At 48.3% G+C, this 26,016-nt stretch carries 28 protein-coding genes; 6 read left to right on the top strand and 22 right to left on the bottom strand.

What is annotated here, in order from left to right; all coding sequences use genetic code 11:
• The first annotated feature begins 74 nt into the window (after positions 1–74).
• From Xsze_RS05285 to Xsze_RS05260, 6 genes are read left to right on the top strand one after another with little or no spacing between them, the layout of a single operon-like run.
• Positions 75–1,073: a 3-oxoacyl-[acyl-carrier-protein] synthase III C-terminal domain-containing protein gene (locus tag Xsze_RS05285; RefSeq protein WP_038241019.1), complete on the top strand. Its 999-nt coding sequence runs from the start codon at positions 75–77 to the stop codon at positions 1,071–1,073.
• Complete coding sequence (locus tag Xsze_RS05280; protein WP_038241017.1) at positions 1,070–2,089, top strand: NAD-dependent epimerase/dehydratase family protein; 1,020 nt, start codon at positions 1,070–1,072, stop codon at positions 2,087–2,089. The genes Xsze_RS05285 and Xsze_RS05280 overlap by 4 nt, the downstream gene beginning before the upstream one ends.
• Entirely contained in the window at positions 2,082–2,888 is an 807-nt protein-coding gene (locus tag Xsze_RS05275; protein WP_038241015.1) for an MBL fold metallo-hydrolase, read from the top strand. The genes Xsze_RS05280 and Xsze_RS05275 overlap by 8 nt, the downstream gene beginning before the upstream one ends.
• Positions 2,885–4,162: a F390 synthetase-related protein gene (locus Xsze_RS05270; RefSeq protein WP_038241013.1), complete on the top strand. Its 1,278-nt coding sequence runs from the start codon at positions 2,885–2,887 to the stop codon at positions 4,160–4,162. Before Xsze_RS05275 ends, Xsze_RS05270 begins: the two co-directional genes overlap by 4 nt.
• A 59-nt stretch (positions 4,163–4,221) precedes the next feature.
• A complete protein-coding gene (locus Xsze_RS05265) occupies positions 4,222–4,773 on the top strand; it encodes a cytochrome b (RefSeq protein WP_038241012.1) in 552 nt (183 codons plus the stop codon).
• A 24-nt stretch (positions 4,774–4,797) separates the two neighbouring features.
• Positions 4,798–5,379, top strand: coding sequence for a YceI family protein (locus tag Xsze_RS05260; RefSeq protein WP_038241011.1), 582 nt, complete (start codon positions 4,798–4,800; stop codon positions 5,377–5,379).
• 80 nt (positions 5,380–5,459) lie between these two features.
• On the opposite strand, the gene Xsze_RS05255 is transcribed toward Xsze_RS05260, so the two are convergent.
• The 22 genes from Xsze_RS05255 to paaA form a co-directional block, all read right to left on the bottom strand.
• Positions 5,460–6,587, bottom strand: a complete 1,128-nt coding sequence (locus tag Xsze_RS05255; RefSeq protein WP_038241009.1) for a DgaE family pyridoxal phosphate-dependent ammonia lyase — start codon at positions 6,585–6,587, stop codon at positions 5,460–5,462.
• On the bottom strand, positions 6,571–7,755 hold the full coding sequence (locus tag Xsze_RS05250) for an amidohydrolase/deacetylase family metallohydrolase (RefSeq protein WP_051462541.1): 1,185 nt from the start codon (positions 7,753–7,755) through the stop codon (positions 6,571–6,573). Before Xsze_RS05250 ends, Xsze_RS05255 begins: the two co-directional genes overlap by 17 nt.
• A gap of 22 nt (positions 7,756–7,777) precedes the next feature.
• Positions 7,778–8,422 carry a DUF4310 family protein gene (locus tag Xsze_RS05245; protein ID WP_176553694.1) on the bottom strand — a complete coding sequence of 215 codons (645 nt, stop codon included), beginning with the start codon at positions 8,420–8,422 and terminating at the stop codon, positions 7,778–7,780.
• Positions 8,423–8,430: 8 nt separating this feature from the next.
• Positions 8,431–9,222, bottom strand: a complete 792-nt coding sequence (locus Xsze_RS05240) for a DUF4311 domain-containing protein (RefSeq protein ID WP_038241005.1) — start codon at positions 9,220–9,222, stop codon at positions 8,431–8,433.
• Positions 9,223–9,232: 10 nt separating this feature from the next.
• Positions 9,233–9,655: a DUF4312 family protein gene (locus Xsze_RS22615; protein ID WP_071991835.1), complete on the bottom strand. Its 423-nt coding sequence runs from the start codon at positions 9,653–9,655 to the stop codon at positions 9,233–9,235.
• Entirely contained in the window at positions 9,652–10,029 is a 378-nt protein-coding gene (locus Xsze_RS05230; protein ID WP_038241002.1) for an SFCGS family glycine-rich protein, read from the bottom strand. Before Xsze_RS05230 ends, Xsze_RS22615 begins: the two co-directional genes overlap by 4 nt.
• Before the next feature lie 18 nt (positions 10,030–10,047).
• Complete coding sequence (locus tag Xsze_RS05225; RefSeq protein ID WP_038240999.1) at positions 10,048–10,386, bottom strand: PRD domain-containing protein; 339 nt, start codon at positions 10,384–10,386, stop codon at positions 10,048–10,050.
• Positions 10,387–10,659: 273 nt separating this feature from the next.
• On the bottom strand, positions 10,660–12,585 hold the full coding sequence (locus Xsze_RS05220) for a BglG family transcription antiterminator (RefSeq protein ID WP_038240996.1): 1,926 nt from the start codon (positions 12,583–12,585) through the stop codon (positions 10,660–10,662).
• 17 nt (positions 12,586–12,602) lie between these two features.
• Positions 12,603–12,734, bottom strand: coding sequence for a hypothetical protein (locus Xsze_RS23095; RefSeq protein ID WP_255296601.1), 132 nt, complete (start codon positions 12,732–12,734; stop codon positions 12,603–12,605).
• Between the two features lie 1,004 nt (positions 12,735–13,738).
• Positions 13,739–14,335 (bottom strand): phenylacetic acid degradation protein PaaY, encoded by a 597-nt coding sequence (gene paaY / locus Xsze_RS05215; RefSeq protein WP_038240993.1) that lies wholly within the window; start codon positions 14,333–14,335, stop codon positions 13,739–13,741.
• Entirely contained in the window at positions 14,316–15,257 is a 942-nt protein-coding gene (gene paaX, locus Xsze_RS05210) for a phenylacetic acid degradation operon negative regulatory protein PaaX (protein WP_038240990.1), read from the bottom strand. The genes paaY and paaX overlap by 20 nt, the downstream gene beginning before the upstream one ends.
• Before the next feature lie 212 nt (positions 15,258–15,469).
• On the bottom strand, positions 15,470–16,816 hold the full coding sequence (paaK, locus tag Xsze_RS05205) for a phenylacetate--CoA ligase PaaK (protein ID WP_051462540.1): 1,347 nt from the start codon (positions 16,814–16,816) through the stop codon (positions 15,470–15,472).
• A gap of 120 nt (positions 16,817–16,936) precedes the next feature.
• Positions 16,937–18,151, bottom strand: a complete 1,215-nt coding sequence (gene pcaF / locus Xsze_RS05200; protein ID WP_038240986.1) for a 3-oxoadipyl-CoA thiolase — start codon at positions 18,149–18,151, stop codon at positions 16,937–16,939.
• On the bottom strand, positions 18,148–18,615 hold the full coding sequence (paaI, locus tag Xsze_RS05195) for a hydroxyphenylacetyl-CoA thioesterase PaaI (protein WP_038240983.1): 468 nt from the start codon (positions 18,613–18,615) through the stop codon (positions 18,148–18,150). The genes pcaF and paaI overlap by 4 nt, the downstream gene beginning before the upstream one ends.
• A complete protein-coding gene (locus Xsze_RS05190) occupies positions 18,605–20,230 on the bottom strand; it encodes a 3-hydroxyacyl-CoA dehydrogenase (protein ID WP_038240981.1) in 1,626 nt (541 codons plus the stop codon). The genes paaI and Xsze_RS05190 overlap by 11 nt, the downstream gene beginning before the upstream one ends.
• 2 nt (positions 20,231–20,232) lie before the next feature.
• Complete coding sequence (paaG, locus tag Xsze_RS05185; protein ID WP_038240978.1) at positions 20,233–21,030, bottom strand: 2-(1,2-epoxy-1,2-dihydrophenyl)acetyl-CoA isomerase PaaG; 798 nt, start codon at positions 21,028–21,030, stop codon at positions 20,233–20,235.
• A 3-nt stretch (positions 21,031–21,033) separates the two neighbouring features.
• Positions 21,034–21,807 carry a 2,3-dehydroadipyl-CoA hydratase PaaF gene (paaF, locus tag Xsze_RS05180; protein WP_038240975.1) on the bottom strand — a complete coding sequence of 258 codons (774 nt, stop codon included), beginning with the start codon at positions 21,805–21,807 and terminating at the stop codon, positions 21,034–21,036.
• 38 nt (positions 21,808–21,845) lie between these two features.
• Positions 21,846–23,063, bottom strand: a complete 1,218-nt coding sequence (gene paaE / locus Xsze_RS05175) for a 1,2-phenylacetyl-CoA epoxidase subunit PaaE (RefSeq protein WP_244431855.1) — start codon at positions 23,061–23,063, stop codon at positions 21,846–21,848.
• Between the two features lie 13 nt (positions 23,064–23,076).
• Positions 23,077–23,595: a 1,2-phenylacetyl-CoA epoxidase subunit PaaD gene (gene paaD, locus Xsze_RS05170; protein WP_038240974.1), complete on the bottom strand. Its 519-nt coding sequence runs from the start codon at positions 23,593–23,595 to the stop codon at positions 23,077–23,079.
• Positions 23,596–23,640: 45 nt separating this feature from the next.
• Positions 23,641–24,417: a 1,2-phenylacetyl-CoA epoxidase subunit PaaC gene (gene paaC / locus Xsze_RS05165; protein ID WP_038240970.1), complete on the bottom strand. Its 777-nt coding sequence runs from the start codon at positions 24,415–24,417 to the stop codon at positions 23,641–23,643.
• Between the two features lie 11 nt (positions 24,418–24,428).
• Positions 24,429–24,716: a 1,2-phenylacetyl-CoA epoxidase subunit PaaB gene (gene paaB, locus Xsze_RS05160; RefSeq protein WP_038240968.1), complete on the bottom strand. Its 288-nt coding sequence runs from the start codon at positions 24,714–24,716 to the stop codon at positions 24,429–24,431.
• 53 nt (positions 24,717–24,769) lie between these two features.
• Positions 24,770–25,711 carry a 1,2-phenylacetyl-CoA epoxidase subunit PaaA gene (gene paaA, locus Xsze_RS05155; protein WP_038240966.1) on the bottom strand — a complete coding sequence of 314 codons (942 nt, stop codon included), beginning with the start codon at positions 25,709–25,711 and terminating at the stop codon, positions 24,770–24,772.
• Positions 25,712–26,016: the final 305 nt, after the last annotated feature.

Here is a 26,016-nt window from a genome sequence, read left to right as displayed (position 1 = left end):
TTATATTCAGAACTCACTTCATATTCTGATAATACATTTAAACAAAAATTTAACACTCGGAAGTAATAAAAAAAATGAAAAAACCAAATGAATTGATCCCATTAAAGATCATTGCCTCTGGTACGGCTTTGCCTGAATCCAGAGTATATTCATCCGATTTAGACCTGAAATTTAATAAGCCAAACGGTTTTGTGCAAAAACGCTCAGGCATTGAATATCGCTATCACTCTGACTACGAGGCTTCTCCCGCTAAATTGGCCGCCCAGGCACTACATAACACTTTAGAAAATAATCAAATTCCCCCCAATTCTATTGACCTTCTGATTTCAGCTTCTGCAGTTCCCATTCAGGCTTTACCTTTTTCAGCCGCACATATTTTAAAAGAGAGCCAATTAAAAGCAGGGATCGCCTGTTTTGATATTAACTCAAGTTGTGTCAGCTTTATTTCAGCATTGAATGTTGCAAGTGGCTTATTGGCGATTAATCAATATCGACGCATTGCCATTGTCTCGTCGGAGATGGCCTCCCGGGGCATCGACTGGTCACATCAGGAATCCTCCCTGATTTTTGGTGATGGTGCTGCTTGCATGATTGTTGAAAAAGGAGACGGGCAGAGCGGGATTGTCACTTATCAGCATGAAACCTACCCGGAAGGTCTCGAATTATGTGAAATCCGTGCTGGCGGGACACGCAAAAACCTTCGCACCGGAATGGAAGATAGTGACTTTCTGTTCCAGATGCAGGGTAAGCCTCTTTTTAAATTGACGGCGTCATTAATTGAAGATTTTACGGAGCGTGTACTTGCCAGTGCCAATCTGACCATGCCTGAGATAGATACCGTTATCCCTCATCAGGCCAGCCATCTGGGGCTTGAACACATCCGCAAGCGTTTGAATATAAAAGATGAGCGATTTGTGAATATTTACCGCCATCGTGGTAATCAGGTTGCCGCCTCCATTCCGAGTGCTCTGCATGAGGCAATTATGACCAATCGCTATTATGGCCGTGATTACGTGATGTTACTCGGCACCGCCGCAGGACTTTCATTAAGTGAGATGATTTTGAAACCATGAAGATTCTTGTAACAGGTGCAACAAGTGGTTTGGGGCGTAATGCCGTAGATTATCTGCTATCACAGGGGAAAACTGTGGTGGCAACCGGTCGCGATAAACGTATGGGAGAAATGTTGACGCAATTGGGCGCTGAATTTCGTTGTGCTGAATTAGCGACGCTAACCGTGGATGAGGCAGTTAAACTGATGTCAGGTTGTGATGCAGTCTGGCATTGTGCTGCGAAATCTTCGCCTTGGGGAGCTCCCGAGGAATTTGAAAGCATCAATCTGACCGCGACGGACAGATTGGCGCAGGCTGCGGGGATCAGCGGCATCCAGCGGTTTATCCATGTTTCCACTCCGGCAGTCTATTTTAACTTTTCGCACCAACAGCGCATTACTGAAAATCAACGCAGCCAGCGTTTTGCCAATGATTACGCACGAACGAAATTCTTGGCGGAAAAGTGCATACTCCAGCGCATTGATGACTACCCTAAAACGACTTATATCATCCTGCGCCCCCGTGGATTATTCGGCCCGCATGACAGAGTATTATTGCCGCGTTTAATGGCGCAGGTTAAAGCCCGCAAAGGCACAATCGCGTTGCCTGCCGGGGGGAAAAATGTATTGGATCTGACTTATGTGATGAATGTCGTTCATGCCATGTCATTGGCGACATACCGCAAAAAACTGCAAAGTGGGGCGATATATAACATCACTAACCAACAACCCCAGCCACTGGCGAAAACATTAGGGCAATTATTTGACGAAATGCAATTTGGTTACCGCATTAAATCATTGCCTTACCCACTGTTATATGGGATAGCAGCCGTATTGGAAGGGATTGCCATGATGACCCGAAAAGAACCCTTATTAACCCGTTACGGTATTGGGGCGGCTTATTATTCCATGACTCTGGATAACACAAAGGCTCGGGAAGAACTGGGTTATACGCCGATTTATACCATGAAGGAAGGCATTCATTTAACGGCGAACTGGCTAAAGCAACCAGATGAAGGGATTGATTCGCATGGTTAAGATGCGTGTATTTGAAGTGGGGTATTGCATCCATCCCAGCTGTGTGGCGTTGAAAGGCGCAAGCCTGCGCGTGTGTAAATTCCCCGCACGGGCATGGTTGCTGGAGTGCAACGACAAACGTTGGTTACTCGATACCGGTTATGCCAGCCATTTTTACGATCACACCCGCAGTGGGATCATTCGTCTGTACCGCACGGTGACGCCCGTCTATTTTGACACCAAGGATTCATTGGTGATGCAACTGAAAGAAGAGGGCATCCGTTCTCGTGATATTGATGGCATCATTATTTCTCACTTTCATGGTGACCATATCGCAGGGTTACGGGATTTTCCGCAGGCCAAATTTATCTGTTCAGGTGAAGGCTGGCAGCAAACACGCAATTTGCGCGGCATTGCTGCGTTGAAACAGGCATTTGTGCGGGGATTGATCCCTGAGGATTTCGAATCCAGAGCCATTTTTTACGAAGGATTTGAAACATCATCCCTGCCAGAAGAGTTAGCCATACTGGGTTGCGGCCATGAAGTGCCGGGCAGCCAAAAACAGATATTCATTGTTCCCTTGCCCGGCCATGCGGCGGGGCATATCGGCCTTTGCGTATTAACCGAACAGGGATGGGTCTTGTTGGCCGGCGATGCTGCATGGTCTCCCAGCAATTATCGTGAATTGCGGGGGCCTGCAAAGCTCGCGAATATCATTATGGATGACAGCCGGGCCTATTATGAAACATTGAATAAGCTGCACCAGATTGATCAAAAGCACATTCCTATCCAGCTATGCCATGAGGGCGATTTGGCATGATATTCAGAACACTTTGGTATTATTGGCGAGCCAAAAAACAGTGGAAATTTACCCACCGACAACAGCTTGAACAACATCAATCAAGGGAGCTAGCGGCATTTCAGCGTAATATCCTGTCGAAAAGCCCTTATTTTTCTGCTTATGGTGATTTACCGCTGACAGCATATCCGTTGATGAATAAAGCGATCATGATGGAAAATTTTGATCAGATGAATACAGCGGGGATTAAGCGTGATGAACTTCTGGAATGTGCGCGGTTAAGCGAGCAATCACGGAATTTCAAGCCAACCGTCGGTAAATTCAGTGTTGGCATGTCGTCAGGCACATCCGGCCAGCGCGGTATTTTTGTTATCAGCCCTAAAGAGCGGAGCATTTGGGCAGGAACAATGCTTGCCAAGATGCTGCCAAACGGCTTATTTCATGGTGAACGGGTCGCTCTCTTTTTACGGGCGGGAAACAATCTGTACGACAGTGTGCAGAACCGTTGGATATCGTTCCGTTTTTTTGATTTGTTTGCTGATTTCAATCAACAGGTACAAGCGCTGGTGGAATACCAGCCAACGATTATTGTTGCCCCAGCCCAGGTATTGCGAGGGTTGGCACTGAAGATCCAACAAGGTGAAGCATTATTGTCGCCGGATAAAGTGATTTCAGTGGCAGAAGTACTGGAGCCGCAAGACCGCCAATTATTGAAAGGCGTGTTCAAAGAAGTCGGTGAAATCTATCAGGCGACAGAAGGGTTTTTGGCATGTACTTGCCCGTATGGAACGTTGCACCTTAATGAAGAATTCCTCCATATTGAACCCAAATGGCTCGATGAATCGCGCTTTAACCCGATCATTACCGATTTTACGCGGGAAACTCAGCCTATTGTACGTTATCAGCTTGATGACATCCTGGTGGTCAAAAAAACACCCTGTCCCTGTGGTAACCCCGCATTGGCAATAGAGCGTATTGAAGGGCGCAGCGACGATCAGCTGGTTTTACCTGCACATGACGGAAGCAGTGTGAGTATTTTTGCTGATCCCTGCTCACGGATTATTGCCAATACCTTACCGCTGACAAGTGATTATCGTCTGACGCAAACGGACTTATTACTGCGTTTGGAAGGCGATTGCGATCTTGCGATTTTGCAACAATGCCAGTCAGCATTGAGTGAATATTTTTCAAAACAAGGTGTTAACGTTAATAAAATAGAATGGCAATGTGTATCACAACCTTTGGTTTCAGATTTGTTTAATAAACGCCGTCGGATTATTAGAAAAAAGAAGTGATTTGATAAAGGAAAGGGAGTTATTGTACAGGCGTCCTATGATCATAATAAGGCAATAATATGTTACTTAAAAACACTTCCACTGAATTTGGTCATATCTCTATTTTAATTCATTGGCTGGTCGCACTTGCTGTTTACGGCATGTTTGGGCTTGGATTATGGATGGTAACACTCGGTTATTACGATACTTGGTATCATCGCGCCCCCGAACTCCATAAAAGCATAGGCTGTCTGTTATTCATTATTATGGTGATCCGTGTCGTATGGCGATTGATATCACCACCCCCCAAACCCTTGGCAAGCCACAGTTATTTTATACGCATCATGTCACGATTGATGCAATTTACACTTTATATCGTCTTATTTGGCATTCTGTGTTCCGGATACCTGATTTCTACCGCAGAGGGGCAGCCTATTTATGTTTTTGGCTGGGTTGAGATCCCTGCTATATTCACAGGGCAGGGAATGCAGGCTGATATGGCGGGCATCATTCATCTTTATCTTGCATGGATTGTTGTCGTGCTCTCCTTATTACATGGGCTTGCTTCACTGAAGCACCATTTTATTGATCATGATTCGACCTTAAAGAGAATATTGGGCTTTAAACCCTAATAAAGTGACCTTCGGAGAATACTTATGTTAAACAAGAAACTAATCTCCCTGATTGTTGGGGGGTTACTCATGAGTACGGGAAATGCAAAAGCAGCTGACTATGCATTTGATAAAGTCGGTCAACATGCTTTCATTGAATTTCGTATCCAGCACTTGGGATTCAGTTGGCTTTATGGTGGTTTTAGAGATTTTGATGGTCACTTTACTTTTGATCCCCAGAATCCTGCCAAAGACAAAGTTAATGTAGTCATTAAAACAGGAAGTGTTGATACCAATCATGCTGAACGAGATAAGCATTTGCGCGGGCCTGATTTTTTAAACACGTCGAAGTACCCTGAAGCGAAATTCTCGTCTACCCATGTTAAGAAAGAAGGTGGGCATTATTTTATTACAGGGGATCTCACTTTAAATGGTGTCACTAAACCTGTCACATTAAATTCCAAATTCATCAATCAAGGCAATGACCCGTGGGGTGGATATCGTGCAGGCTTTGAAGCAGCAGGTAAAATCAAACTGAAAGATTTTAATATCACAAAAGATCTGGGGCCAAACTCTCAAGAGGTTGAGCTGATGATTTCAGTTGAGGGTGTGAAAGAAAAAGCCTAACAACACAAGAACACGGTAGATTTAATCCCCCTGAATGACCGGGTCTTCGGGTGTAAAACATACCGTGTTCTCATCAAAGATTACTGTTTATCCGCAACCACCCTCATAATCTCTGTGGCAATCGTATTAAGTTGCGCTGACGTGACACTGCGGATATCCACTTCGATTTTGCCCTCATTGGCTTTGTATTCCCGGAAGTAGATCGCTGTATTGCCTTGTCGGAGCTGCGCCAGAATTTCAGCCGTATTTTTGCCAATCCGTGATTCATCGAACGAGATCCCAGCCCGGGCAATATCACGGCCCGCACTGTCCCAAATCACTTTGGCTGAGACACCGATAATCCGGTTCAGTGCCTCGATGAACGGCATCATTCTTGTCACCATTTCAGCACCTGTTTCTTTTGTTCCATTGAGATACTGTTCAATGGCCAATGTCAGGCCGAGGACCCCCTCTTTGCCAATTTTCATCGCACGCCCGATACCATAGCGTTGCTGCTTGACCCACTCCAGATAAGGCTGTTTACCGATGACCAAACCACTGGTTGGTCCTTCAATGGCTTTGGCACCACTGTAAATCACCAAATCAGCCCCTTGCTGATAGTAAAGTGTTAAATCTTCCTCGGCGGCAGCATCCACAATCAGAGGAAGATTGTGTGCATGAGCGACAAGGGCGGCATCTTCCACGGTAAGCATCCTTTTCTGTACAGTATGGTGTGATTTTATATAGAAAATGGCGGCAGTTCGTGGCGTGATTTTATCCGCGATTTGTGCTGCGCTGCATTCGTTGGCGAAGCCAGCTTCAATCACTTTTCCGCCTCCCAATGCAATCATGGTTTCAACGGGAGCACCGAAATTCACGTTATGCCCTTTGGGCAGAATGATTTCACGAGGGGTTGATTTATCAGATGAAACATCAGAGCAATGCAGGTTAAGTCGCAGATCATTGTCATCTTTGGCAATGGCGGCTGCCACGGATTGTGCAATGCCCGCAGCAGCGCAAGAAACAATAACACTGCTTTCTACGTTCAGTAGTCTGGCGATGTAATCACCGGTTTTATCGACTAAATCATCCATCTCAAAATAGTGTTTCAAACCCGCCGTGATCTGTGCAATGACATAATCAGAAGGCGTAGACACCCCCAAGGCGGTCATCCGACCGGCAGCATTGATCACTTCGCGCAACTGATATTTCTCATAGAGGGATATCATTATTTATGCTCCTTCTTAACGTGACCCGATCTTTCACAGAGATACCTGACGTTGTGTTTTCTGGCACGATGACATGCGTACCGGCAACAATGGCGGCGACAGGAATAAATTGCTGTTTGCCGATCCGGCTATGTCCGTCGGCATCCATCAGCTCGATGGACTGATTTTTGAATTCAAAAATGGTGATATCACCATCATAGCCACGCTCCAGCCGGCCTTTCCGTGGTAAATGAAGTGAATTGGCGGCGTTGATTGTCACACAATCAAGAACGCATTGGGCAGGCAGCCCCAGAGTAAGAAATTTGGTCATCACCGTCGCAAGGCTGTAGACAGGGCCACCAATGCGGTTTCTTTGGTAGATATCAGAACTGATCATGTGGGGATATGCCCCAAACCGGATAGCCTGTTCGGCAACCGGGAAGCTCAGGCTTTCCGAACCATGCCCGACATCAAAAATAACCCCCCGTGCCAGCGCCCGTTGAATGGTTGGTTTCAGGTTACCCGCGTCATCAATAATGTGGTTGGGTTTGCCATTAAAACAGTGAGTGATGATATCCCCTTTAGTCAGCAAATCGGCAATTTCTGCCAGTTCAGGGGGGGAATTCCCGATATGCACCATCAGTGGCAATCCGCTCATTTTCTGCATGGTCTTGGCTTTTATGAGCGGCAAAAGACCATTTTTACCCACCACGCTTTTACTCATCCGCGCTTTCAATCCAATGACAAACCCTTTGTGGCGCCTGATGGCACTTTGCAGATGCTCATTGTCGATATAGGACATATCGGCAAGCTCATTTTGGTTGCAAATACCTGTCCGGGCAATATTCAGAAAGGCATAAACATGCGTTTTCACCCTGCGCGTGACTGAATAAAAATGGTCGATATCATCAGCACCTGTGCTTCCCGCATCGACAACAGTGGTGACACCGCCGGCAACCCCCACGAGATCAGGCTCATCAAAATAGAGGGGAGATTGTGGATAGCAATGAGTGTGGGCATCAATCCAACCTGCACTGATGCAGTAATGTCCATGCAGGTGAATTTCTCGGATAGCCACCCGTTCTGCTGCTGCATCAGGGCCAAGGGCACTGATTTTGCCATCATTGATCACGATATCAATGACATTGCCGTTGATCAATTTACCTTGCCTGATAATTAAATCATTCATGGGATACCTGCCTCTTGGGTCATTAGGTTGCGACAGGGAAGAAATAGCCAAGTACCATTGCTCCCAGAATTGCACCGCCAGCGACAGGTTTTTTCCACAGATAAAACAGCAATGCCCCTATCAGTGAACCCAGACCAATGGGAACAGAAGCGGCCATTGCCGCCAGAATGATGAGGGGGCCAAGAAAACGCCCGGATGCATTGCCCGCCCCCATCATGACATCGGCACCGAAGGTCGAATTTCCCTGTGCAACCGTGAATTTGCGGGCAAGGATAATCACCAGACCGATAGCAACACCCAACAACATGCCGGTGATCAGCGATGCCCAGAAATTAGTCACAAAAAAATCAAAACCACCTGCCAGCAATAGTGCCGGAACCCCCAAACCAATCCCTGTTTGCAGCGCACCGCCAATATCCAAGATCCCAACCAATGAGCCTTCAATGATACGGGCAAACAGAAAGCTGGCCCCAAACGCAGCAACAGCCCCATAAACACCGGTATCAATGCCGGAACGCAGCATTGCGACAAACGCCACTTCATTGAAAGCCCCAAAACCGTACACCACATACATATGCGTACCGGCAAAAATACCTGCTGACAGCAAACCGACAAAGAGAGGAAACGTCCATTCTGCGTACCAAAAATCATTTTTGTTCGGCTCAATATTCATGATTATTTCCCCCCCAGAAGTTGATGGAAATGATGCAGCCAGTCCGGAACACCCAGCATGAAAGACTGCAAGAGTTTCAGATCGAATTCACGGAATAACGCACTGATAGCGAACAATAAAACAACAGCAATCAGCATAGTCCGGGTGATTTTATTCCAACCGCTGTCATCGACGCCCTTGCCGATCAAAATCCCCAGCACCAAACCCGGGATCGCATTGCCCATAATAAGTTGCGCACAACCACCGAATAGCGTGGCCCAGAAACCGGCGCGCCGGCCGGCATCAATTGCAGCGAGCCAAAACAGAACGGGCATGACAGTATTGACGAGTAAATTCGCCGCAGGGACAAGGACATTAACGGCTGTCGTCTGCAACGCAGCAGGAATGGCAGAAGCCGTAGTATTCAGGAAAGCCACCAACAGCGCCCCGATAATGCCGCAGGAAATCGCCATTTTTTTCGGATTATGCAGGGTTTCCGCTACATTGCGATTTTTGAGCATCAAGGCGGCGGCTCCCCAATTGGGAATGATGCGGTGATCCACATCCTGCGTGAATGCCCCCACCGCAACCGATGAAGCCCAGGCGTTAAAAAAGAAACCAAGACCAAACGAGAAATGAGACGCGGGATCACCTTCGCAGGCATTCAGTTCCCCTAACGTGCGAAATGCCCCCATCCCCTGCACAGTGGGGGCATGAAACATCCTTGCTGCGCCGGCACCAAGGCCGAAACCGCACAGCCCGCCAATAATCAGTGACATCCCCAATATTTCGATAAAAGAAGCATGAGCACCCATCGGTTTCTCCTTACATCGTTTTTTTTCTCCTATCATGTTTTGCCGGGATGCGACTTTTTGCGGCATCACATTGATGGGTTGAAATGGATTGTTTGAATGAAACGGGTTGCTTGGATGAAACGGATTGTTTGGATGAAATAGATCGTTTGAAATCGATCGCCTGAACATCCAGCAACGTGACATTGACGGTGACATCCAGCACTACGGAATAAAGCTCGCGTTGACGGGGCAGGAAAAAGAACAGGAATTTTTCTTCGGTCATTTTGCTGGTGGCACTGACGACGGAGATATTTTTGGGTTCAATGCGCAAGATAATATGGGACGTGCCTTGCAATACCGTGCGTTGTACGGCATTCAAGGCATCCGCGATGGCTTTCCGCCGTGTATCACCCGCTCCTCTGACGCGAACCATGGTTTCAATTTGCTCTTTCATGGTTTTCCGCCCTGTTTTTTCCTAACAGCCTGAACAAGACGCTCACCTAACTCAGCTTTGTCCATAAAACCAAAACCCAGCACAGTGCAGCCTTCACGCACTGCGGTTTCCCCTTCTTCAATAGAACGCATCCCATGGCGCGCTGAGTAACCATATTTGTTCTGGGCCGTGATCGCTCCAGCCCCTCCACTGCCACAAAACGAAATCCCGATATCGGCTTGTTCCCGGTGCATCACATCACCCAGTTTCATATCGGCTGCCATGCCCGGGATCACAATGGCTTTTCCGCCTGCGGCCTCAATGCCGATGGCAACGTTCTGCCCTTTACCTAAACGATCACCTATAACCACAATGATTTGCTTGTTAGTTCCCATGGTTCTGCCTCCGCATAATCAAGGATTGGAACGTGCAATTTCAAAATGCACTGATAGCAGATAAACCTCTTCGACAGCCAGATTAGGCAGGGTTTCGACGATTTTCGCCGCCATATTTATCGAGTCCGGGGAAACCTCATCAAACAGTGAAATATCCACTTCTGGCAAAGGTTCTCCTGTCTGGGCTCTTTTCACCATTGCTTTTACATGGGATGCCAACATCTGCTGTTGGACATCCGTGGTGTAAGCATCTTCTGCCGCCAGTACTTTCCCAATCATGGCCAGTAATTTTTGGCTGACCGTTTCAGTATCAATAACGTCTTCCAACCTATTGAAACGTAATGGAGAAATATTCATAAAAAGCGTCTCAGTCAAATCAATCAGGACAAATCGCTGCCTTATCACAAACAGTTGTCATTTTGTTTACTGAAATGACCTTATCGGCTTTATTTATCTCTTTGGAGTGGATTAATTTCCGTTTCAAAGTGGAAATTAATTAACAATGAGGGAAAAACACGCTGTATTGTGGACTTTTCAAATCAGAAAAGGCGTAAAAGTAGAACAAAATGATTTTCTTATCCTTTGAGAACGGTCACATTATAAACAACCCTATTGCGATGATCAGAGCAACTAGATAGCCCTGCCAAGGCTGTCTTTGGCAATTAACTTAAAATCGTCAAAATTCCGACTATGCAGCAATCTTTTCGTCGCTTTTTCTCTCACGAACGTGACAAACAAATCATAAATGGACATGGCTTCTTCATAATCTTCTTCGCTGATGGCAAGCAAGAAAATAACATTCGCCCGTTCTCTGGTGTCCTTGTGCCATTCAATGCCCTTGGGTGCAAGGATAGTCACAATGACCGTCTTGAGCGCCAGTAACCCCAGCGCATGTGGCAGGGCAATATTTTCACCCAGCAGTGTGGAAATAATGGATTCCCGCTCAACTAACGAAGAGTAGAAACCGTCGTTGACATACCCCTCCGCATGCAATTTTCGACAAACTTTTTTAAACAGGGCTTCCTGCGTCACCTCTTCCTTGATCACCATAAAATAACGCCTTTCAAAGAAACGTTCCAAAACATAAAAACGCGTTTGATCGACCCTCGTTAACCGCCTGATCATCTCTGTCTGATGGGGAGTGATAAAAGGAGATATTTTGACGAGCGGCTTATTTTTCTCGTTCAGGCGCAAGGTAGTCACGACGAAATTTTCCTCCACATAATCCAGTGAATGATATTCATGATATGACAGCGTTCTTTGGATCTTGAGTTGTGAAAATTCGCGGATCATTTTCGCCTCAATCATGCGCTGTATTGCGTTGTCTGCATCCGTGACAAGCAAAACCGGGATCGGACGGCGATAACCCGCACCATAATGGCGCTCCAGCCCGACACCAATATGCACCGCCAAATATCCCAAATCATCTTCACTGATGGGGCAAGGAAACTGGCCCTCAAGTCGAGTCAAGGCATTGACAACCACATCATAAGCAAAAGGATAATGCTGCTTAATCTCTGCCAGCAAAGGATTCTTTGTACTAACCCGGTGCTGCAATCGGCTGACCAGTAAACGCAAATGGTCTGCTAAATCGCATTTCAGCCTGCTGTCGTGAAGCAAATCATAGTGATAGGTTTCATTAATATCATTGAGGATATCATCAGCCCAGCGCTGGCTTTCAGACAGGCTGCAAACGGGATCATCATGTTGTGGCATGCGCAATGCCGTGATCTGCTGACCAAGATAACAGATCTCCGAATAAGGCATGGCATGACCTAAAAATAGGGAAAATGAGGCTGAAATTTCTTCGGCGGCATCTTGTACCGAACTTTCCAATGGATGAATTTTGTGATGCGCAATGGGATAACGAATGCGCAGCAGGGAGGCGATACAATTGAATAACAGGTATCGACGGCTTTCATGGGTCAATGGGATATTAAATCGATTGAGGCTATTTTGCAGCGTTTCTGCCATTCCAATCAAGTCAATATGTGCCGGTACATCCATGTTAAACTGGCTGAGTGACAGCACCGTGTCCGATGAAAACCGGTGCAGCAATGTTTCCGTTAAACAGGCCCGAATTAAGTATTCATCACCTTTTAGCCTGATCCCCAGACGAGAAATGCTTTCCAGTTGCAGGGGATATCTTCCCAGCACTTCGCGTACTGCACTCATATCATATTGCAGCGTACCGCGACTGATGCACCATGCTTCAGCAATATCATCCAGTTTGACAGGATGGGAAGTCAGCAGCAATTTCATCAGCAACGCATTCACACGATCACGGGCAGTCCGGGGGATCGCCTGAATCATATGTTGCTTTTTATGCAAGGTGGAAAATAGCGTTTGATCTTCAACATGGAGATCGTAGCCGAGAACGCGTTTATAAACGATTTTCGCGCCATAATGCCGCAAAATATCATTAAGCTCATTAATATCCGTGCGGATCGTGCGACTGGAAACCCGAAAACGCTTTGCCAGCTCCGCTTGCGGTAATCTTTCTGCTTGAATCACCTCAAAGAGATGGGCAAGACGTGAATAGGGAAACAGAGCCATCGCGATAAACCCTGCACTTACAATTGAATGTCCATGACGGTTTCCATAGCCCCACTGCGCAGCACACGCTGTTTATTCGGGGTGGCATGATCTGCGGTAGCAATATAACCATCTATTGTTGCTGCGACATAATAGACAAGCTTCGACATGGACTTTCCTTTTTTTATATGTGAATGTAATGGCTCAGAACAACACGAAAGTATCTGATTAGCTCAACAAGAAAGATAAGTAAACCTATTACTGTAGCAGGCTGATAAAAAATCATTTATCTTTTTGAGTGATGTTGAAAGGAATTTTGTTATAACGATAGGATTGTTAAAACTATTCTGGTTTAAAATGCATTACAAGATAATCTGTTGCGGCAGTGGATAGATTTTCGGAAAAGCGAAATAGACAAATATGAAGCATAAAAAAATTTATTATTACATGACAATAGCCCCATCAGTATTGTTTTTTTTACCTTACTTTGATGATTTCATCGATAGATATCGATTTGAGCTATAAAACCTTAACCACATTAGGAAACAGTGAGCGTTATCATTATCATGATATTTTAATGAATGCGTTTGATAAAGTTTATTTATTTTCTGGTATTGGGTTTTTAATAAGTACAGTGTGCATACTTATTGCGAATAAATTAATCAGGTAGCTATTCCAATATCAAAAGTAAATTTCTCGATTATAAGGAGGTGAAATCAAGATTATTTGGATTAGACTAAACAAAAGTCATTTAAAAGAAAGGCTATCAATTGCTAAAAATTGAGAGACAGAATTTACTTTTTCAACCTTAATCTTGGGGATATAAATAATAGCACAGTATCGCAACTAAAGCTGGCCGACTAAAATCAGTGGTTTTAACCTCTTATATGTAAAAATAAATCTTTCCGATTATCCGCAGATAAAACCAAAGGCACTGCCTTTTTCAGTGAAATCTGATAAAGCCTATTTTTATGATGAGAAATATCATCCAACTCACGCTTTTCTCGTTCAAAATGACAAAATTTCTCTCGTATCCACCAGCCATGATTTCCAATGGTGCAATATCGAGTATTGGACGAAAAGTAATAAGCGGATAGATGGCATGATGAGGTGTTCTGATCTTGATGTCGCGTTTAGTGAAACACCTCAATGAGTGACGTTATTGAACCGTCAGTTACAGTTGGTTTTTAGGCACAAAATCAGGGCTGAACACCATGCGCTTGCGATCAGGCTCGACTTCGGTCAGTGGCTCCGCTTCTTGCAATGTCTCTTTGCAACGTGTCACGAGCGTCTGGTATTCCAGGGTACTGATCCGTTTCCATTCCAGCTCTTGTTCTGTCAGATCACGCAAGGCGCGGGCAGGAGAGCCGATAATCAGCTGGTTGGCACTGAAGGTTGCATCGGCTTTGATAAAGGCCATTGCACCCACAATGCAGTTTTCGCCAATTTCCGCCCCATCCATAATGACGGAGTTCATGCCAATCAGGACGTTGCGGCGGATCTGGCAGGCGTGCAGAATCGCGCCGTGCCCGATATGCCCGTTCTCTTCAACCACCGTGTCTTGCTGGGGATAGCCATGTATGACGCAGTTGTCCTGAATGTTTGAGCCGTCTTTGATTATCAGGCGTCCGAAATCGCCACGCAGGCTGGCGTTGGGGCCGATATAAACGTTTTTGCCAATGATGACGTCTCCAATCAGAACTGCTGTGGGATGGACATAGCTACTGGGATCAATAACAGGTGTTAAGCCATCAATTTGATAGACTGGCATGGTTTGTTCCTCCAAAGCGTCGGTAATACGCCGCAGCGGGCTGGGGTAATTGACCAATAGTCGTTTCACACTGTTCAGTAACGTAGCGTGTCGCGGCAAGGTCAATGCGTTGATAAATGTTAATACATAAATTACGGGCGATTTGTCCTTCCCACTGCGCAGGTAGCAAGGCATCCGGCAGTAGCGGATCACGCAGGACAACACGACGGTAAAAGTGGATCAGCAGCAGGCGCAGCTGGAAGCAGCGTTCCGGTGTCAGGTCGTCTTCATCACAATCCCGCAACAGGGCCATCAGCGGGCGGAAGGAGACGATAAATTCGTGATAGTGTTGCGATACTTGATCCAGCGACCAACTGACAGAAACGCGCTCTTTCAGGCTTTGTTCTGAACGCGGGTAAGGATAATCAGCACGAAAATAGATGACCGAATCGCTGGCGTTGAGTTCTCCCAGCAAGGCAGGAATATCACTTTGCGCGCTGCTTGGCGTCGCCATCAGGGTACTGTTGAGTTGCCCGAATCCCAGCCAGCTTAGCTCTTTTTTCAGTCGGTTACGTTCGTTTTTGGCCACGCTTTCCAGTAGCAGCAGATCCCATTTGCCATCCCATTCCGGTTGCTCACCCAAATAGATTTTACTCTCCGCGTGGCGAAATTGGTTTATGCCCCGCTCAGTAATGCGGTAGTAACTGCGGCGCCCCATTTTTTCGACTTCGAGCCAGCCCTCTTTTTGCAGGCGAAATACTGATGTCCTTACGAAGCGATCACTGAATCCCATCGGTTCCAGCAGGAGACTTAAACTGCCAAGCCAAACCTCACCGCCACGGTGACTGAGTGCATCTCCAAACAAAGAGATGATCAACGATGTTCCGCTGATAGGTTGGGCATCAAGGGCGTGCCGGATAAAGTCGTCGAGTCTGTGTGCCATATTTTTATGTGATCTGCTCAAAAGTGTGTCATGACATTAACATAACGATATAAATACGCTTTGGAAGTATACACCCTGTTTTGAAATTCATGTGGGATCAGCAAAAGAAAACAGAAAGCCACCGCAACGCTATGCTGCTGACATTCCCTTGGTGGCTTCACGAATGCCATGAGGTAGGCTATCGGCATCATAACGTTTGCGGTGGCATAAGATTATTCATGAGGTCGATTGTCGATTACCCTCACGGCCTTGCCTTCTGAGCGCGGTATAACACCACAGCTGACGATGCTGATTTCCGTACTGATCCCTACCATTGATTTTATATGATGGCGCAGTTGATGACAGAGAGCACAGCATTGCTCATGGTTGAGTGCATCAGGTTCTTTCAGTTCAACTTTGACTGACAGGCAGTCATGGTTACCTTTACGGTTAACTTCCAACTGATAATGGGGCGAAAGCACCTTAAAGCGGACGATTTGTTCTTCGATTTGTGACGGAAAGACATTGATGCCACGGATGATCAGCATGTCATCAGAGCGGCCGGTGATCTTGTCCATGCGGCGCATATTGCGTGATGTAGCCGGCAATAAACGTGTCAGGTCGCGGGTTCGGTAACGGATCACGGGCATGGCTTCTCTCATCAGGGTGGTGAGCACTAATTCGCCCATTTCACCATCCGGCAGACTATTCAGTCTGTCAGTATGAATGATTTCCGGATAGAAATGATCTTCCCAAATGGTAAGGCCGTCGGCGTATTCCAGTGATTCCATTGCCACACCCGGCCCCATGACTTCAGATAAGCCGTAGACATCCAATGCCTTGATGCCCATGCGGGTTTCAATTTCGGTGCGCAGGGAATAAGTCCACGGTTCTGCACCAAATATCCCCACGCGCGCGGAGCATTGGCTGGCATCCCCGCCCATTCGCCGTTCCAGTTCATCCAGCAGCGTCAGGCAGTATGACGGGGTCATCAGGATGACGTCCGGCTTGAAATCCATCACCAATTGCGCTTGTTTTTCGGTATTGCCCCCTGATACGGGGATCACTGCCGCCCCCAGCCGCTCAGCCCCGTAGTGTGCTCCCAAACCGCCGGTAAACAGGCCATAACCGTAAGCGATATGTACCTTATCTTTGGCGCTCACGCCCGCAAAGCGCAGACTGCGGGCAATGAGTTCTGACCAGTTGTCGATATCCCGCCGGGTATACCCTACGACAGTCGGGCATCCCGTTGTGCCGGATGAAGCATGGATACGTACAATTTGCTCCATCGGAACGGCAAAGGCATCAAAAGGATAGTGTTCCCGCAGATCTTGTTTGGTGGTGTACGGAAATTTACGGATATCTTCAAGCCGCTTGAAATCACTGGGATGGACATCCGCGGCATCAAATTTACGGCGGTACATGGGAACATTGTTGTAGGCGTGGTTGAGCGTCCATTTTATTTGCTTGACTTGCTGGGCCTGAATTTCGTCATGTGAAGCAAACTCAAGGGAGCCCAGATGATTATCCTGATGCTTTTTGAGGTATTTTTCTCTAAAAAATTGTCCGTAGTTGCTCATCTTTCCTGTCCTTATTGTTGATTTGTTTATAACAGGTTCTTTTTGTGAACGATCGATTTTGTCATCGACCGTGTTGTGACTATGTGCAGGTGTTGTGCAGGTGCCTGAGAAATCAGATGATTACGAAATACGTTCAATAATCATGGCGATGCCTTGCCCTACGCCAATGCACATCGTGCATAAGGCATAACGCCCCTGACGTCGCTCCAGTTCAAGCATGGCGGTCAGGGCCAGACGGGCACCACTCATCCCCAGCGGATGCCCCAGAGCAATGGCGCCACCATTCGGGTTAACATGTCCGGCATCGTCCGGTAATCCCAGTTGGCGCATGACCGCCAGTGATTGGGCGGCAAAGGCTTCATTCAGTTCGATAACATCCATGTGGTGCAGGCTGAGGCCCGCCAGTTCCAGTACTTTACGGGTGGCAGGCAGTGGCCCGATCCCCATGATCCGGGGTTCAACACCACAGGTTGCGGTAGCAACGATGCGGGCCCGTGGAGTTAGCCCCTGACGCATCGCCGCCGTTTCTGAAGCAACGATAAGCGCTACCGAACCGTCATTGATGCCGGATGCGTTTCCGGCTGTCACGGTGCCATTCGAACGGAATGGGGTTTTGAGCCGCTGGAGTTGTTCAAATGTCGTTTCTGGCCGGGGGTGCTCGTCTCGCGTGATCACCGTTTCTGTACCGATTTTTTTGGTTGGGACCAACGTGACGGGAAGGATTTCTTCCTCCAATATTCCCTGTTGCTGGGCTTTGGCGGTGCGTTGCTGGCTGCGCAAGGCAAAGGCATCCTGAGCTTCACGGCTAATCTGAAACTGGGCAGCAACGTTTTCTGCTGTCTCAGGCATGGAGTCTGTACCAAACTGCTGTTGCATCAAGGGATTGATAAAACGCCAGCCAAGGGTCGTATCAAAGATTTCTGCCTGACGGCTGAATGAACTCTCCGCTTTCCCCATCACAAAAGGGGCACGGGTCATGGATTCAACACCTCCCGCCAGAATTAAGTGGGCCTCTTCTGCTTTGATACTGCGGGCAGCGAACGCCAGCGCATCCAGCCCGGAGCCACACAGCCGGTTAACCGCCGTGCCGGATACTGAAACGGGCAGGCCTGCCAGCAGTGCGGCCATGCGGGCGACATTGCGGTTGTCTTCTCCCGCCTGATTGGCACAGCCGAGGATCACATCATCGATTTGTTCCCAATCTAATGCAGGGTAACGCGCCATCAATGCCTTCAGCGGCAGGGCCGCCAGATCATCTGCCCGCAAACTGGATAGCGCACCACCGTAACGCCCAATGGGTGTGCGAATTCCGTCACAAATAAACGCGTGGGTCATGATGGCTCTCCTTGCACATTATCCTGAAGGGAATTATCCGGAAGGGAACTGCCAAGACGATGGGCACGACCACGGAACAGTGCCACGATTTTATTGTCTTGGTTTTTGATTTCGACATCATATAAGCCGGTGGTTTTGCCCTGATGTTGCACAGACGCAGTCGCGGTGAGGCAATCTCCCGCCAATGCCGGGCGAATGAAATCAATCGAGCCACCCGCAGCCACAGTTGCCGGCCCTTCGCCATTGCAGGCATAAGCGAAAGCGGTATCCGCCAGACTGAATAAAATGCCACCGTGGCAACGTTGATGGCCATTGAGCATGTCAGGGGTGATGGTCATGCTGAGCCGGGCGACACCGATATCAATATATTCAATACGCATCCCCATGCTCTGGGCACAGATGTCTTTGGCATACAGAGCCTCTATGCAGTGTCGGGCCTGTTGGCCGGGAGTGTTATCCTGCATGGAAACTCTCCTTATCTTGGTGGCTGTGTTGTCGGGAAAATGGCAATTTTTCATGCCCCGCAGCCAGCGAACGCAGCAAAGGTGCAGGGCGGTAACGCGTCTCGCCATAGAATTTTTGCAGGTTTTCCAATGTACTGAGGATATGTTTCCAGCCCAATTGTTCTCCCCAGGCCAACGGGCCAATGGGATAATTCACGCCATAACGCATCGCCAAATCGATATCGTCCGCACTGGCAATTCCTTTATTCACCGCATCCAGCGCTTCGTTGCACAGCATGGCAACAGTACGCATTGTCAGCAAACCGGGGTAATCCGGCAGGAGGATCACTTGCTTGCCGAGGGATTGCAGGAAACTAATCACTTTTGCCGTCTGTCCGGGCGCATTCCGTCCCGCACGACTGAGTGTCATCATGGAAGCGGATTGATAATTGGCGGAAAGATCAAATTGCATCACCGGTGCTCTGATTTCATCAGCAATCTGGGCGCAGGTTCTCCCTTTTGCCAGCGTCAGGATAACGTCATCAATCTGCAACGAGGGAGAGTGCAGGCGATCATTCTTACTTTCTTCAAAGGCAATACTGCAGTGCGGTAACTTAGACTGTTTCAGCAGCGTGGCAAAATGAGGTAAGGCATGCCAGTTTCCCGTCGCTTTAATCCGTACAGATTGTTTCTTCTCTTTGTTGGGCTGTCTGGGTTCGATATTGGGTTGAGGCCAGCTCTCTTTATTGACTTGATTTTCTTTGTAGGGCCCTTTGTAGAAATAGAAACCGCGCCCGCGCTTACGCCCGAGGTGACCGGCATCGACCAGCTCTTTCTGGTGTAGCGAAGGTTGGAAGCGTGAGTCACCGTAGAAAGCATGGAACAAGGATTCAGTCACGGTGTAGTTAATGTCATGGCCGATCAAATCCATCAGTTGCATTGGCCCCATCATGAATCCGCCGGATTCTTTCATAACGGCATCCAGAGTGGCGGGGGTTGCGATGTGTTCTTCCAAGGCCCGCAGGGACTCCGCATAAAAGGGGCGGGCAATGCGATTGACAATAAAGCCCGGCGTCGAGCGACAGGTTACGGGCTGTTTTTTCCAATGGGTAATCAGAGAGCTGAGGGTTGCTACCGTTTGGGCAGAAGTTTCCAGGCCCTGAACAATTTCCACCAGCTTCATCAACGGTGCGGGGTTGAAAAAATGCAAACCCGCCATGCGTTGTGGTGAAGACAAAACACGGGCAATCGCCGTAATTGATAATGATGAAGTATTGCTGACAAAGAGGGTGTTGGCGGAACAAATGGATTCTAATTGGTGAAATAGATGTTGTTTGGCTTCCAGTTGTTCAACGATAGCTTCAATGACCAGTGCACATGGTGCGAGTGATTGCAGTGAATCAACGGGATTGATGCGTTGCAACAGAGCTTGTATTGCATCTGCTTCAGCTTTGCCCGCCTCTACCCTTTGACTCAGGCGAATACGCAGGTTATCCAGAGCATGATGTGTCGCGGCATGATCAACATCAAACAACAGGACGGAATGCCCGGCCTGAGCAGCAACCTGAGCGATGCCGATCCCCATTGTACCCGCCCCGATGACAGCAATGGGGCCATGGAGCAGAGGCGTGGTCATGATTATTTCCCCTTGAATACAGGCTGACGTTTTTCAATGAACGCACTGATCCCTTCCCGGAAATCATCACTGTGCCCGCAAATACGTTGTAAATCGCGTTCAAGATCGAGTTGTTGCTCCAGAGTATTGGCAGCAGCGGCGTAAGTCGCCTGCTTAATCCCACCCAACGCCACGGTAGGTTGCATGGCTAAACGTTGAGCCAATCCATGTGTTTTTTCTTCCAGCTCTTCAGGCTCAACAACCTGCCAGATCATGCCCCATGCCAGCGCCTGTTCTGCGCTGATTTTATCACCCAATAAAGCCATTCCCATGGCGCGGGCATGACCGATTTTATGAGGCAGGAACCAACTGCCGCCAGAATCCGGCACCAGACCGATGCGGCAGAAGGCCTGAATAAAGCTGGCCGTACGGGCAGCGATCACAATGTCACAGGCCAGGGCAAGCGAAACCCCCGCTCCCGCAGCAACACCATTGACGGCACAAATAATGGGTTTGGGCAACGACGTCATACGCCGGATCAATGGGTTGTAATAACGCTCAACGGACTGGCCGAGATCAGGAATATTTCCATCCGAAATAATGGCATTCCGATCTGTTAAATCTTGTCCTGAGCAGAAGCCACGACCTGCTCCGGTGAGTAAAACGCAACGTACTGATTCATCTTGTTCTGCAATATCCATTGCCTTGCTTAACTGTTGGTGCAATCCCTCATTGAAACTGTTCAGGCTCTCCGGACGGTTGAGTGTGATGCTGAGAACACCCGCTTTAATATCCGTGAGTACCATTGATGTATTTTTCATCTATCAGGACCCTTTAAAGTTTGGTTTACGTTTTTCCAGAAAAGCAGCGATGCCTTCCTGACGATCAACGGTTCCCGCCAGCGCGACAAATTGTTGGCGTTCGGCGAGTAATCCTTGTGACAGAGCAGTTTCTTGTGCAGTCTTGAGTGCTGCTTTGGCTGCCCGTAAAGCCAATAGTGAAAATTCACTGATGCGTTGTGCAATTTGCTCCGCACGTTCTACTGTCAGGGCATCAGTGCAAACTTCGCTGACCAGACCGGCTTGTTGTGCCCGTTGGGCATCAATGGCTTCGCCGGTCAGTACCATTTGGCAGGCCAGTGATTTTCCGACGGAACGTATGAGTCGCTGTGTCCCCCCTGCTCCCGGTATCAGACCCAGTGTGACTTCCGGCAAACCGAAACGGGCGGTTTCGCCACAAATCACCAAATCACAAGCCAAGGCCAATTCACAACCCGCACCCAATGCATAGCCATTCACGGCAGCGATCAGCGGTTTGTTGATATTATTCAGGCGTTGCCAGAGTTGGGGGCGGCGATCGGTCATGGCCCTGGCGACGGTTTGCTGTTGCAGCTCTTTCAAATCAGCGCCTGCCGCGAAACAGCGGGACGAGCCGGTAATCACAATGGCCCCGGTTCCATCATCTGAGTCTGCTTGCTCCAGTTGCCAAACGAGCTGTTCAAGGCAATCATTGCTCAGGGCATTGCGCACTTCCGGACGATTGAGGGTCAGGGTGCGCACTCTTTGCTGCTGGTGGCATAAAACCCATTCCTGATTCATGGCAGTTCCTCATTGATGGTTTTTATTCGTGAAAAGCCCTAGACATCAAAGTCCACGACCACATCATTCCCTTTCGGCCATGACTGACAGCTTAAGATGTAACCGGCAGCCAGTTGGTCAGGCTCGAGGCTATAATTAATTCTCATGTCCACTTCACCGGATTTAAGCTGACATTTGCAGGTTGCACAGACGCCGCCTTTACAGGCGTAGGGCAAATCCGCCCCCTGCCGCAATGCGGCATCGAGTATGCTGTCATCTTCGGCATTCATGGTGATGTTGAAGGTTCGTCCATCCAGATGAATTTCAACACGGGTTTCGCTGCGCTCAGCGAGATCGCCTGACCGCAAGCGCATCGCCGCTTTTTGGGCCAGACCGGTATTAAAACGCTCACTGTGGATGTGCTGAGCGGGGATACCTGATCGCACCAGTGCTGAGTGAGCCTCGTCCAGCATGGTTTCTGGCCCGCAGAGAAACGCTTCATCGAATTGGGCAAAATGAAGCAGGGTTTTCCCGATGCGGTGCAGGTGTTCATCATCAATGCGCCCATTGAATAACGGGCTGTCAGTAGGTTCCTGACTGAACAGGTACAGCACCTGAAAACGGCTCAGATAACGATTTTTCAGGTCGGCCAGCGCTTCCTTGAACATGACCGAACGGCTGGTGCGATTGCCATAAATCAACGTGAAGGTACTGTCAGCTTCCAGTGCCAGCGTGCTTTTGACAATGGAAAGAATGGGGGTGATCCCCGAACCGGCCGCGATCGCCAGATAATGCCCTTGTTGCGCCGCATCAGGGTGATGGCCGAAGTGACCTTGTGGCAGCATGACTTCCAGTTCATCCCCGACTTTCAACTGTTGGTTGATAAAAGTCGAAAAACGGCCCTGATCAATGGCCTTGACTCCAATTTGCAATACGTTATCCGACGGTGAGCTGCAAATGGAATAACAGCGGCGCAGCTCTTCACCATTCACCCGGGCTTTGAGGGTCAGATGCTGGCCGGGGTGGTAGCAGAAATCGTCTTTTAGCTCGTCAGGGACGTGCAATGTTACGGCCACCGCATCGGGTGTTTCTCGTTCAATCGCCGCAATTTTCAGCCAATGAAAACCATATCGGTGAGGGCCTTTTTTTTGAGAAGCATGTTGTTCAGAATCCTGCGGTTGGGAATTATCGGCTATCATCCGTTGTGGCGGCAAATTCAGTGACTGTGAATTCTGTAATTGAGAATTCTGTGATTGCATGCGATGTAACGTATCCATTTCTGCTCCCTCATTAAATACATTTAAAATAATCAAAGGGTTCCAGACACTGCCGGCAACGATAAAGGGCTTTGCAGGCCGTGGAGCCGAATTCGCTGATCTTTTCTGTTTCATGGCTACCGCAGCGCGGGCAGATAATGGAAGGGATATCCGCAGGTTTTTCACAAGCCAATCCCTGAGGCGGTGCAATGCCAGACTCGCGCAGGCGTTGTTTGGCTTGCGCATTCATCCAGTCAGTTGTCCATGCCGGGGTCAGACTGACCTCAATGAATACCGGAGCAAAGCCCGCTTGTGCCAATGTTTCCTGAATCGCATTGAGCAAGTATTCCGTTGCAGGGCAGCCGGAATAGGTTGGTGTGAATGTCACCAGCCAACCTTCGTTCAGGGGGGAGACAGCTCTTATCATGCCAAGATCGGTAATGGAAAGCGCAGGTAATTCCGGATCGGCAATCTGATGCAGGCATTGCCAGATTTGATGGATTTCCGGCGGCTGCATGCCCGCACGAAAGAAGGTATCGCATTGTTGTCCCATCATTTCCTCCCGTTGCTGTCCGTTTTGAAGGCCCGCCAGTTTCCGTTACCACTGGCAGCCGGGATAACTGCGTTGCAGGCATTGCATCTCTGTTAGCATGTATCCCAGATATTCTGTATGCAGCCCTTGTTTTCCACCTTGCCGGTAAGGCAGCTCCGCCGGTATTTCCAATGTCGCTTCCGCAAATGTTTCACGAATGATCTCCTGCCACGGTCCATGCAAAGTCCGGGGATCGACGGCAATGCCCTCTTCCGCCAGCCGCTGTTCTATTTCGTCGCAGAAGAACAACTCCCCCGTAAAGCGCCACAATTGGTTGATCGATCGCTGGATTTTCTGGTGGCTTTGTTCCGTGCCATCCCCCAGGCGGATCATCCAGCCCCGGCTGAATCGCAGGTGATATGTAACTTCTTTCAAGGACTTATTACTGATGGCCGACAATTGGGCATTGCGGCTTTGTCCCAGCGCCTGATGCAGCAAAAAGTGGTAAGCATCAATGAAAAACTGGCGTACCAGCGTGTCATTGAACCCTCCGTTAGGTTGTTCTGCCAGCAGCAGGTTGAGGTATTCACGTTCACCACGCCCGAATGCCAGTCGATCTTCATCCTGCTCTGTTTCTGAAAGCGTCGCTGCATAACTGAGAAAATGGCGCGCTTGCCCCAGTAAATCGAGGCCAATATTGGACAGAGCGAGGTCAATCTCCAGCTCTGGAGCATACCCGCACCATTCGCAAAGACGCTGTGCCAGAATGAGCGGTGTATCCCCCTGACGTAATGCATAGTGAAACAGGTCATGCTGAGGGGATGAAAGGCTGCCTATATCCATATTCACGTCTCCTACATATTCTTGATGCCGTCAGGAATGGTGTAGAACGTCGGATGACGGTAAATTTTGTCTTCCGAAGGGTCAAAAAAAGCGTCGCGATCTTCCGGCTGGGAAGCAACCACATGAATGGATTTTACTATCCAGATAGAGCAGCCTTCATTGCGACGGGTGTAAGCATCACGCGCATTTTCCAAGGCCATTTGATCATCTGCCGCATGGAGGCTGCCGACATGACGGTGAACCAATCCTTGTTTACTGCGGATAAAGACTTCATACAATGGCCAATCGGTTTCGTTCATAGTTTACTCTCCCTGCTCTGATTCTATTCAGGACTGTTCAGGCCAGCGGCAGATCACGCGGCACGATTTTTGGCGGCTATTTTCCTGGCATGCTCCGATGCCGCTTCACGCACCCAGCTTCCGCTCTCCCAAGCCCGGCGTTTGGCCTCCAGACGCTCGTGGTTGCACACGCCTTGTCCTTTCAATACCTGATAGAATTCATTCCAATTGATCTCACCAAAACGGTAATGCCCCGCTGCCTCATCCCAAACCAATTCCGGATCGGGAGCGGTCATGCCCAGTGCTTCCAACTGTGGAACTGTGTTGTCGATGAATTTCTGCCGGAGTTCATCATTGCTGAATCGCTTGATCTTCCACGCCATGCTCTGGGCGCTATTGGGGGAATTGCTGTCATTGGGCCCAAACATCATCAATGTCGGCCACCAGAAACGGTTAATCGCATCCTGTAACATGGCGCGCTGGGCTTCATTGCCATTGGCCAGCGCCATGACCGCTTCATAGCCTTGCCGTTGATGGAAGCTCTCTTCTTTGCAAATTTTCACCATTGCACGGGCATAGGGGCCATAGGAAGCACGGCATAAAGCAACCTGATTCACAATCGCTGCACCATCCACCAGCCAGCCGATGACACCGACATCAGCCCAGCTGAGCGTGGGGTAATTAAATATGGAAGAGTATTTCATCTTGCCATCCAATAAGTTCTGGTAGATGTCCTGACGGGAACAACCCAATGTTTCAGCGGCACTATAAAGATAAAGCCCATGCCCTGCTTCATCCTGTACTTTGGCGAGCAAAACCGCTTTGCGGCGTAGTGTCGGCGCCCGGGTGATCCAATTGGCTTCAGGCAACATGCCAACCACTTCCGAGTGTGCGTGTTGACCTATCTGACGTATCAAATTCTGGCGATAGGCTTCTGGCATCCAGTCTTTTGCTTCAATGGACAAATCTGCTGCAATTCTGGCATCAAACTGTGCCTGAAGTTGATCTGCATTCATTTCAAAGCTCCTTTTATGATTCTTTTTTTTATAAAAAAATATAAAAACGAATCACTTTAAGTCACCATAAATCTACAAATCAGTAACAAAAATATCAAATGGTTAAGTTGTATATTTGTCGTCCACATCACAATGTTATTTTTTATTCGTTTAAAAACAATTGGTTGATTTTTTTGAGTGAAATGATGGAAATCAGCCTGATTATAAGTTGAGCGTGAATGTTTTTATTTTGTTAACCGTGAGGGTGGTTTTGTTAATCATATTTGTGATACATAAATGGCATAATATTAATCAATTATTGATTC

Origin of the sequence: Xenorhabdus szentirmaii DSM 16338 (genome assembly GCF_002632585.1) — a bacterium.
GTDB lineage: Bacteria > Pseudomonadota > Gammaproteobacteria > Enterobacterales > Enterobacteriaceae > Xenorhabdus > Xenorhabdus szentirmaii.
The sequence above is the reverse complement of the archived record's forward strand: the minus strand, read 5'-3'. Positions and strand labels throughout refer to the sequence as shown.

What these genes read in the sequence shown, in the direction of transcription:
- Xsze_RS05270 (WP_038241013.1), top strand. Translation starts at nt 2,885, where the DNA reads ATGATATTCAGAACACTTTGGTATTATTGGCGAGCCAAAAAACAGTGG.
- paaA (WP_038240966.1), bottom strand. Translation starts at nt 25,711, where the DNA reads ATGAATGCAGATCAACTTCAGGCACAGTTTGATGCCAGAATTGCAGCA.
- Xsze_RS05260 (WP_038241011.1), top strand. Translation starts at nt 4,798, where the DNA reads ATGTTAAACAAGAAACTAATCTCCCTGATTGTTGGGGGGTTACTCATG.
- Xsze_RS05250 (WP_051462541.1), bottom strand. Translation starts at nt 7,755, where the DNA reads ATGAATGATTTAATTATCAGGCAAGGTAAATTGATCAACGGCAATGTC.
- Xsze_RS05225 (WP_038240999.1), bottom strand. Translation starts at nt 10,386, where the DNA reads ATGAATATTTCTCCATTACGTTTCAATAGGTTGGAAGACGTTATTGAT.
- Xsze_RS05275 (WP_038241015.1), top strand. Translation starts at nt 2,082, where the DNA reads ATGGTTAAGATGCGTGTATTTGAAGTGGGGTATTGCATCCATCCCAGC.
- paaE (WP_244431855.1), bottom strand. Translation starts at nt 23,063, where the DNA reads ATGGATACGTTACATCGCATGCAATCACAGAATTCTCAATTACAGAAT.
- Xsze_RS05190 (WP_038240981.1), bottom strand. Translation starts at nt 20,230, where the DNA reads ATGACCACGCCTCTGCTCCATGGCCCCATTGCTGTCATCGGGGCGGGT.
- paaF (WP_038240975.1), bottom strand. Translation starts at nt 21,807, where the DNA reads ATGAATCAGGAATGGGTTTTATGCCACCAGCAGCAAAGAGTGCGCACC.
- paaY (WP_038240993.1), bottom strand. Translation starts at nt 14,335, where the DNA reads ATGCCAGTCTATCAAATTGATGGCTTAACACCTGTTATTGATCCCAGT.
- pcaF (WP_038240986.1), bottom strand. Translation starts at nt 18,151, where the DNA reads ATGACCCACGCGTTTATTTGTGACGGAATTCGCACACCCATTGGGCGT.
- Xsze_RS23095 (WP_255296601.1), bottom strand. Translation starts at nt 12,734, where the DNA reads ATGTCGAAGCTTGTCTATTATGTCGCAGCAACAATAGATGGTTATATT.
- paaB (WP_038240968.1), bottom strand. Translation starts at nt 24,716, where the DNA reads ATGAACGAAACCGATTGGCCATTGTATGAAGTCTTTATCCGCAGTAAA.
- Xsze_RS05255 (WP_038241009.1), bottom strand. Translation starts at nt 6,587, where the DNA reads ATGATATCCCTCTATGAGAAATATCAGTTGCGCGAAGTGATCAATGCT.
- Xsze_RS22615 (WP_071991835.1), bottom strand. Translation starts at nt 9,655, where the DNA reads ATGAAAGAGCAAATTGAAACCATGGTTCGCGTCAGAGGAGCGGGTGAT.
- Xsze_RS05285 (WP_038241019.1), top strand. Translation starts at nt 75, where the DNA reads ATGAAAAAACCAAATGAATTGATCCCATTAAAGATCATTGCCTCTGGT.
- paaI (WP_038240983.1), bottom strand. Translation starts at nt 18,615, where the DNA reads ATGCAGGATAACACTCCCGGCCAACAGGCCCGACACTGCATAGAGGCT.
- paaC (WP_038240970.1), bottom strand. Translation starts at nt 24,417, where the DNA reads ATGGATATAGGCAGCCTTTCATCCCCTCAGCATGACCTGTTTCACTAT.
- Xsze_RS05280 (WP_038241017.1), top strand. Translation starts at nt 1,070, where the DNA reads ATGAAGATTCTTGTAACAGGTGCAACAAGTGGTTTGGGGCGTAATGCC.
- paaX (WP_038240990.1), bottom strand. Translation starts at nt 15,257, where the DNA reads ATGGCACACAGACTCGACGACTTTATCCGGCACGCCCTTGATGCCCAA.
- Xsze_RS05230 (WP_038241002.1), bottom strand. Translation starts at nt 10,029, where the DNA reads ATGGGAACTAACAAGCAAATCATTGTGGTTATAGGTGATCGTTTAGGT.
- Xsze_RS05220 (WP_038240996.1), bottom strand. Translation starts at nt 12,585, where the DNA reads ATGGCTCTGTTTCCCTATTCACGTCTTGCCCATCTCTTTGAGGTGATT.
- paaD (WP_038240974.1), bottom strand. Translation starts at nt 23,595, where the DNA reads ATGGGACAACAATGCGATACCTTCTTTCGTGCGGGCATGCAGCCGCCG.
- Xsze_RS05240 (WP_038241005.1), bottom strand. Translation starts at nt 9,222, where the DNA reads ATGGGTGCTCATGCTTCTTTTATCGAAATATTGGGGATGTCACTGATT.
- paaG (WP_038240978.1), bottom strand. Translation starts at nt 21,030, where the DNA reads ATGAAAAATACATCAATGGTACTCACGGATATTAAAGCGGGTGTTCTC.
- paaK (WP_051462540.1), bottom strand. Translation starts at nt 16,816, where the DNA reads ATGAGCAACTACGGACAATTTTTTAGAGAAAAATACCTCAAAAAGCAT.
- Xsze_RS05265 (WP_038241012.1), top strand. Translation starts at nt 4,222, where the DNA reads ATGTTACTTAAAAACACTTCCACTGAATTTGGTCATATCTCTATTTTA.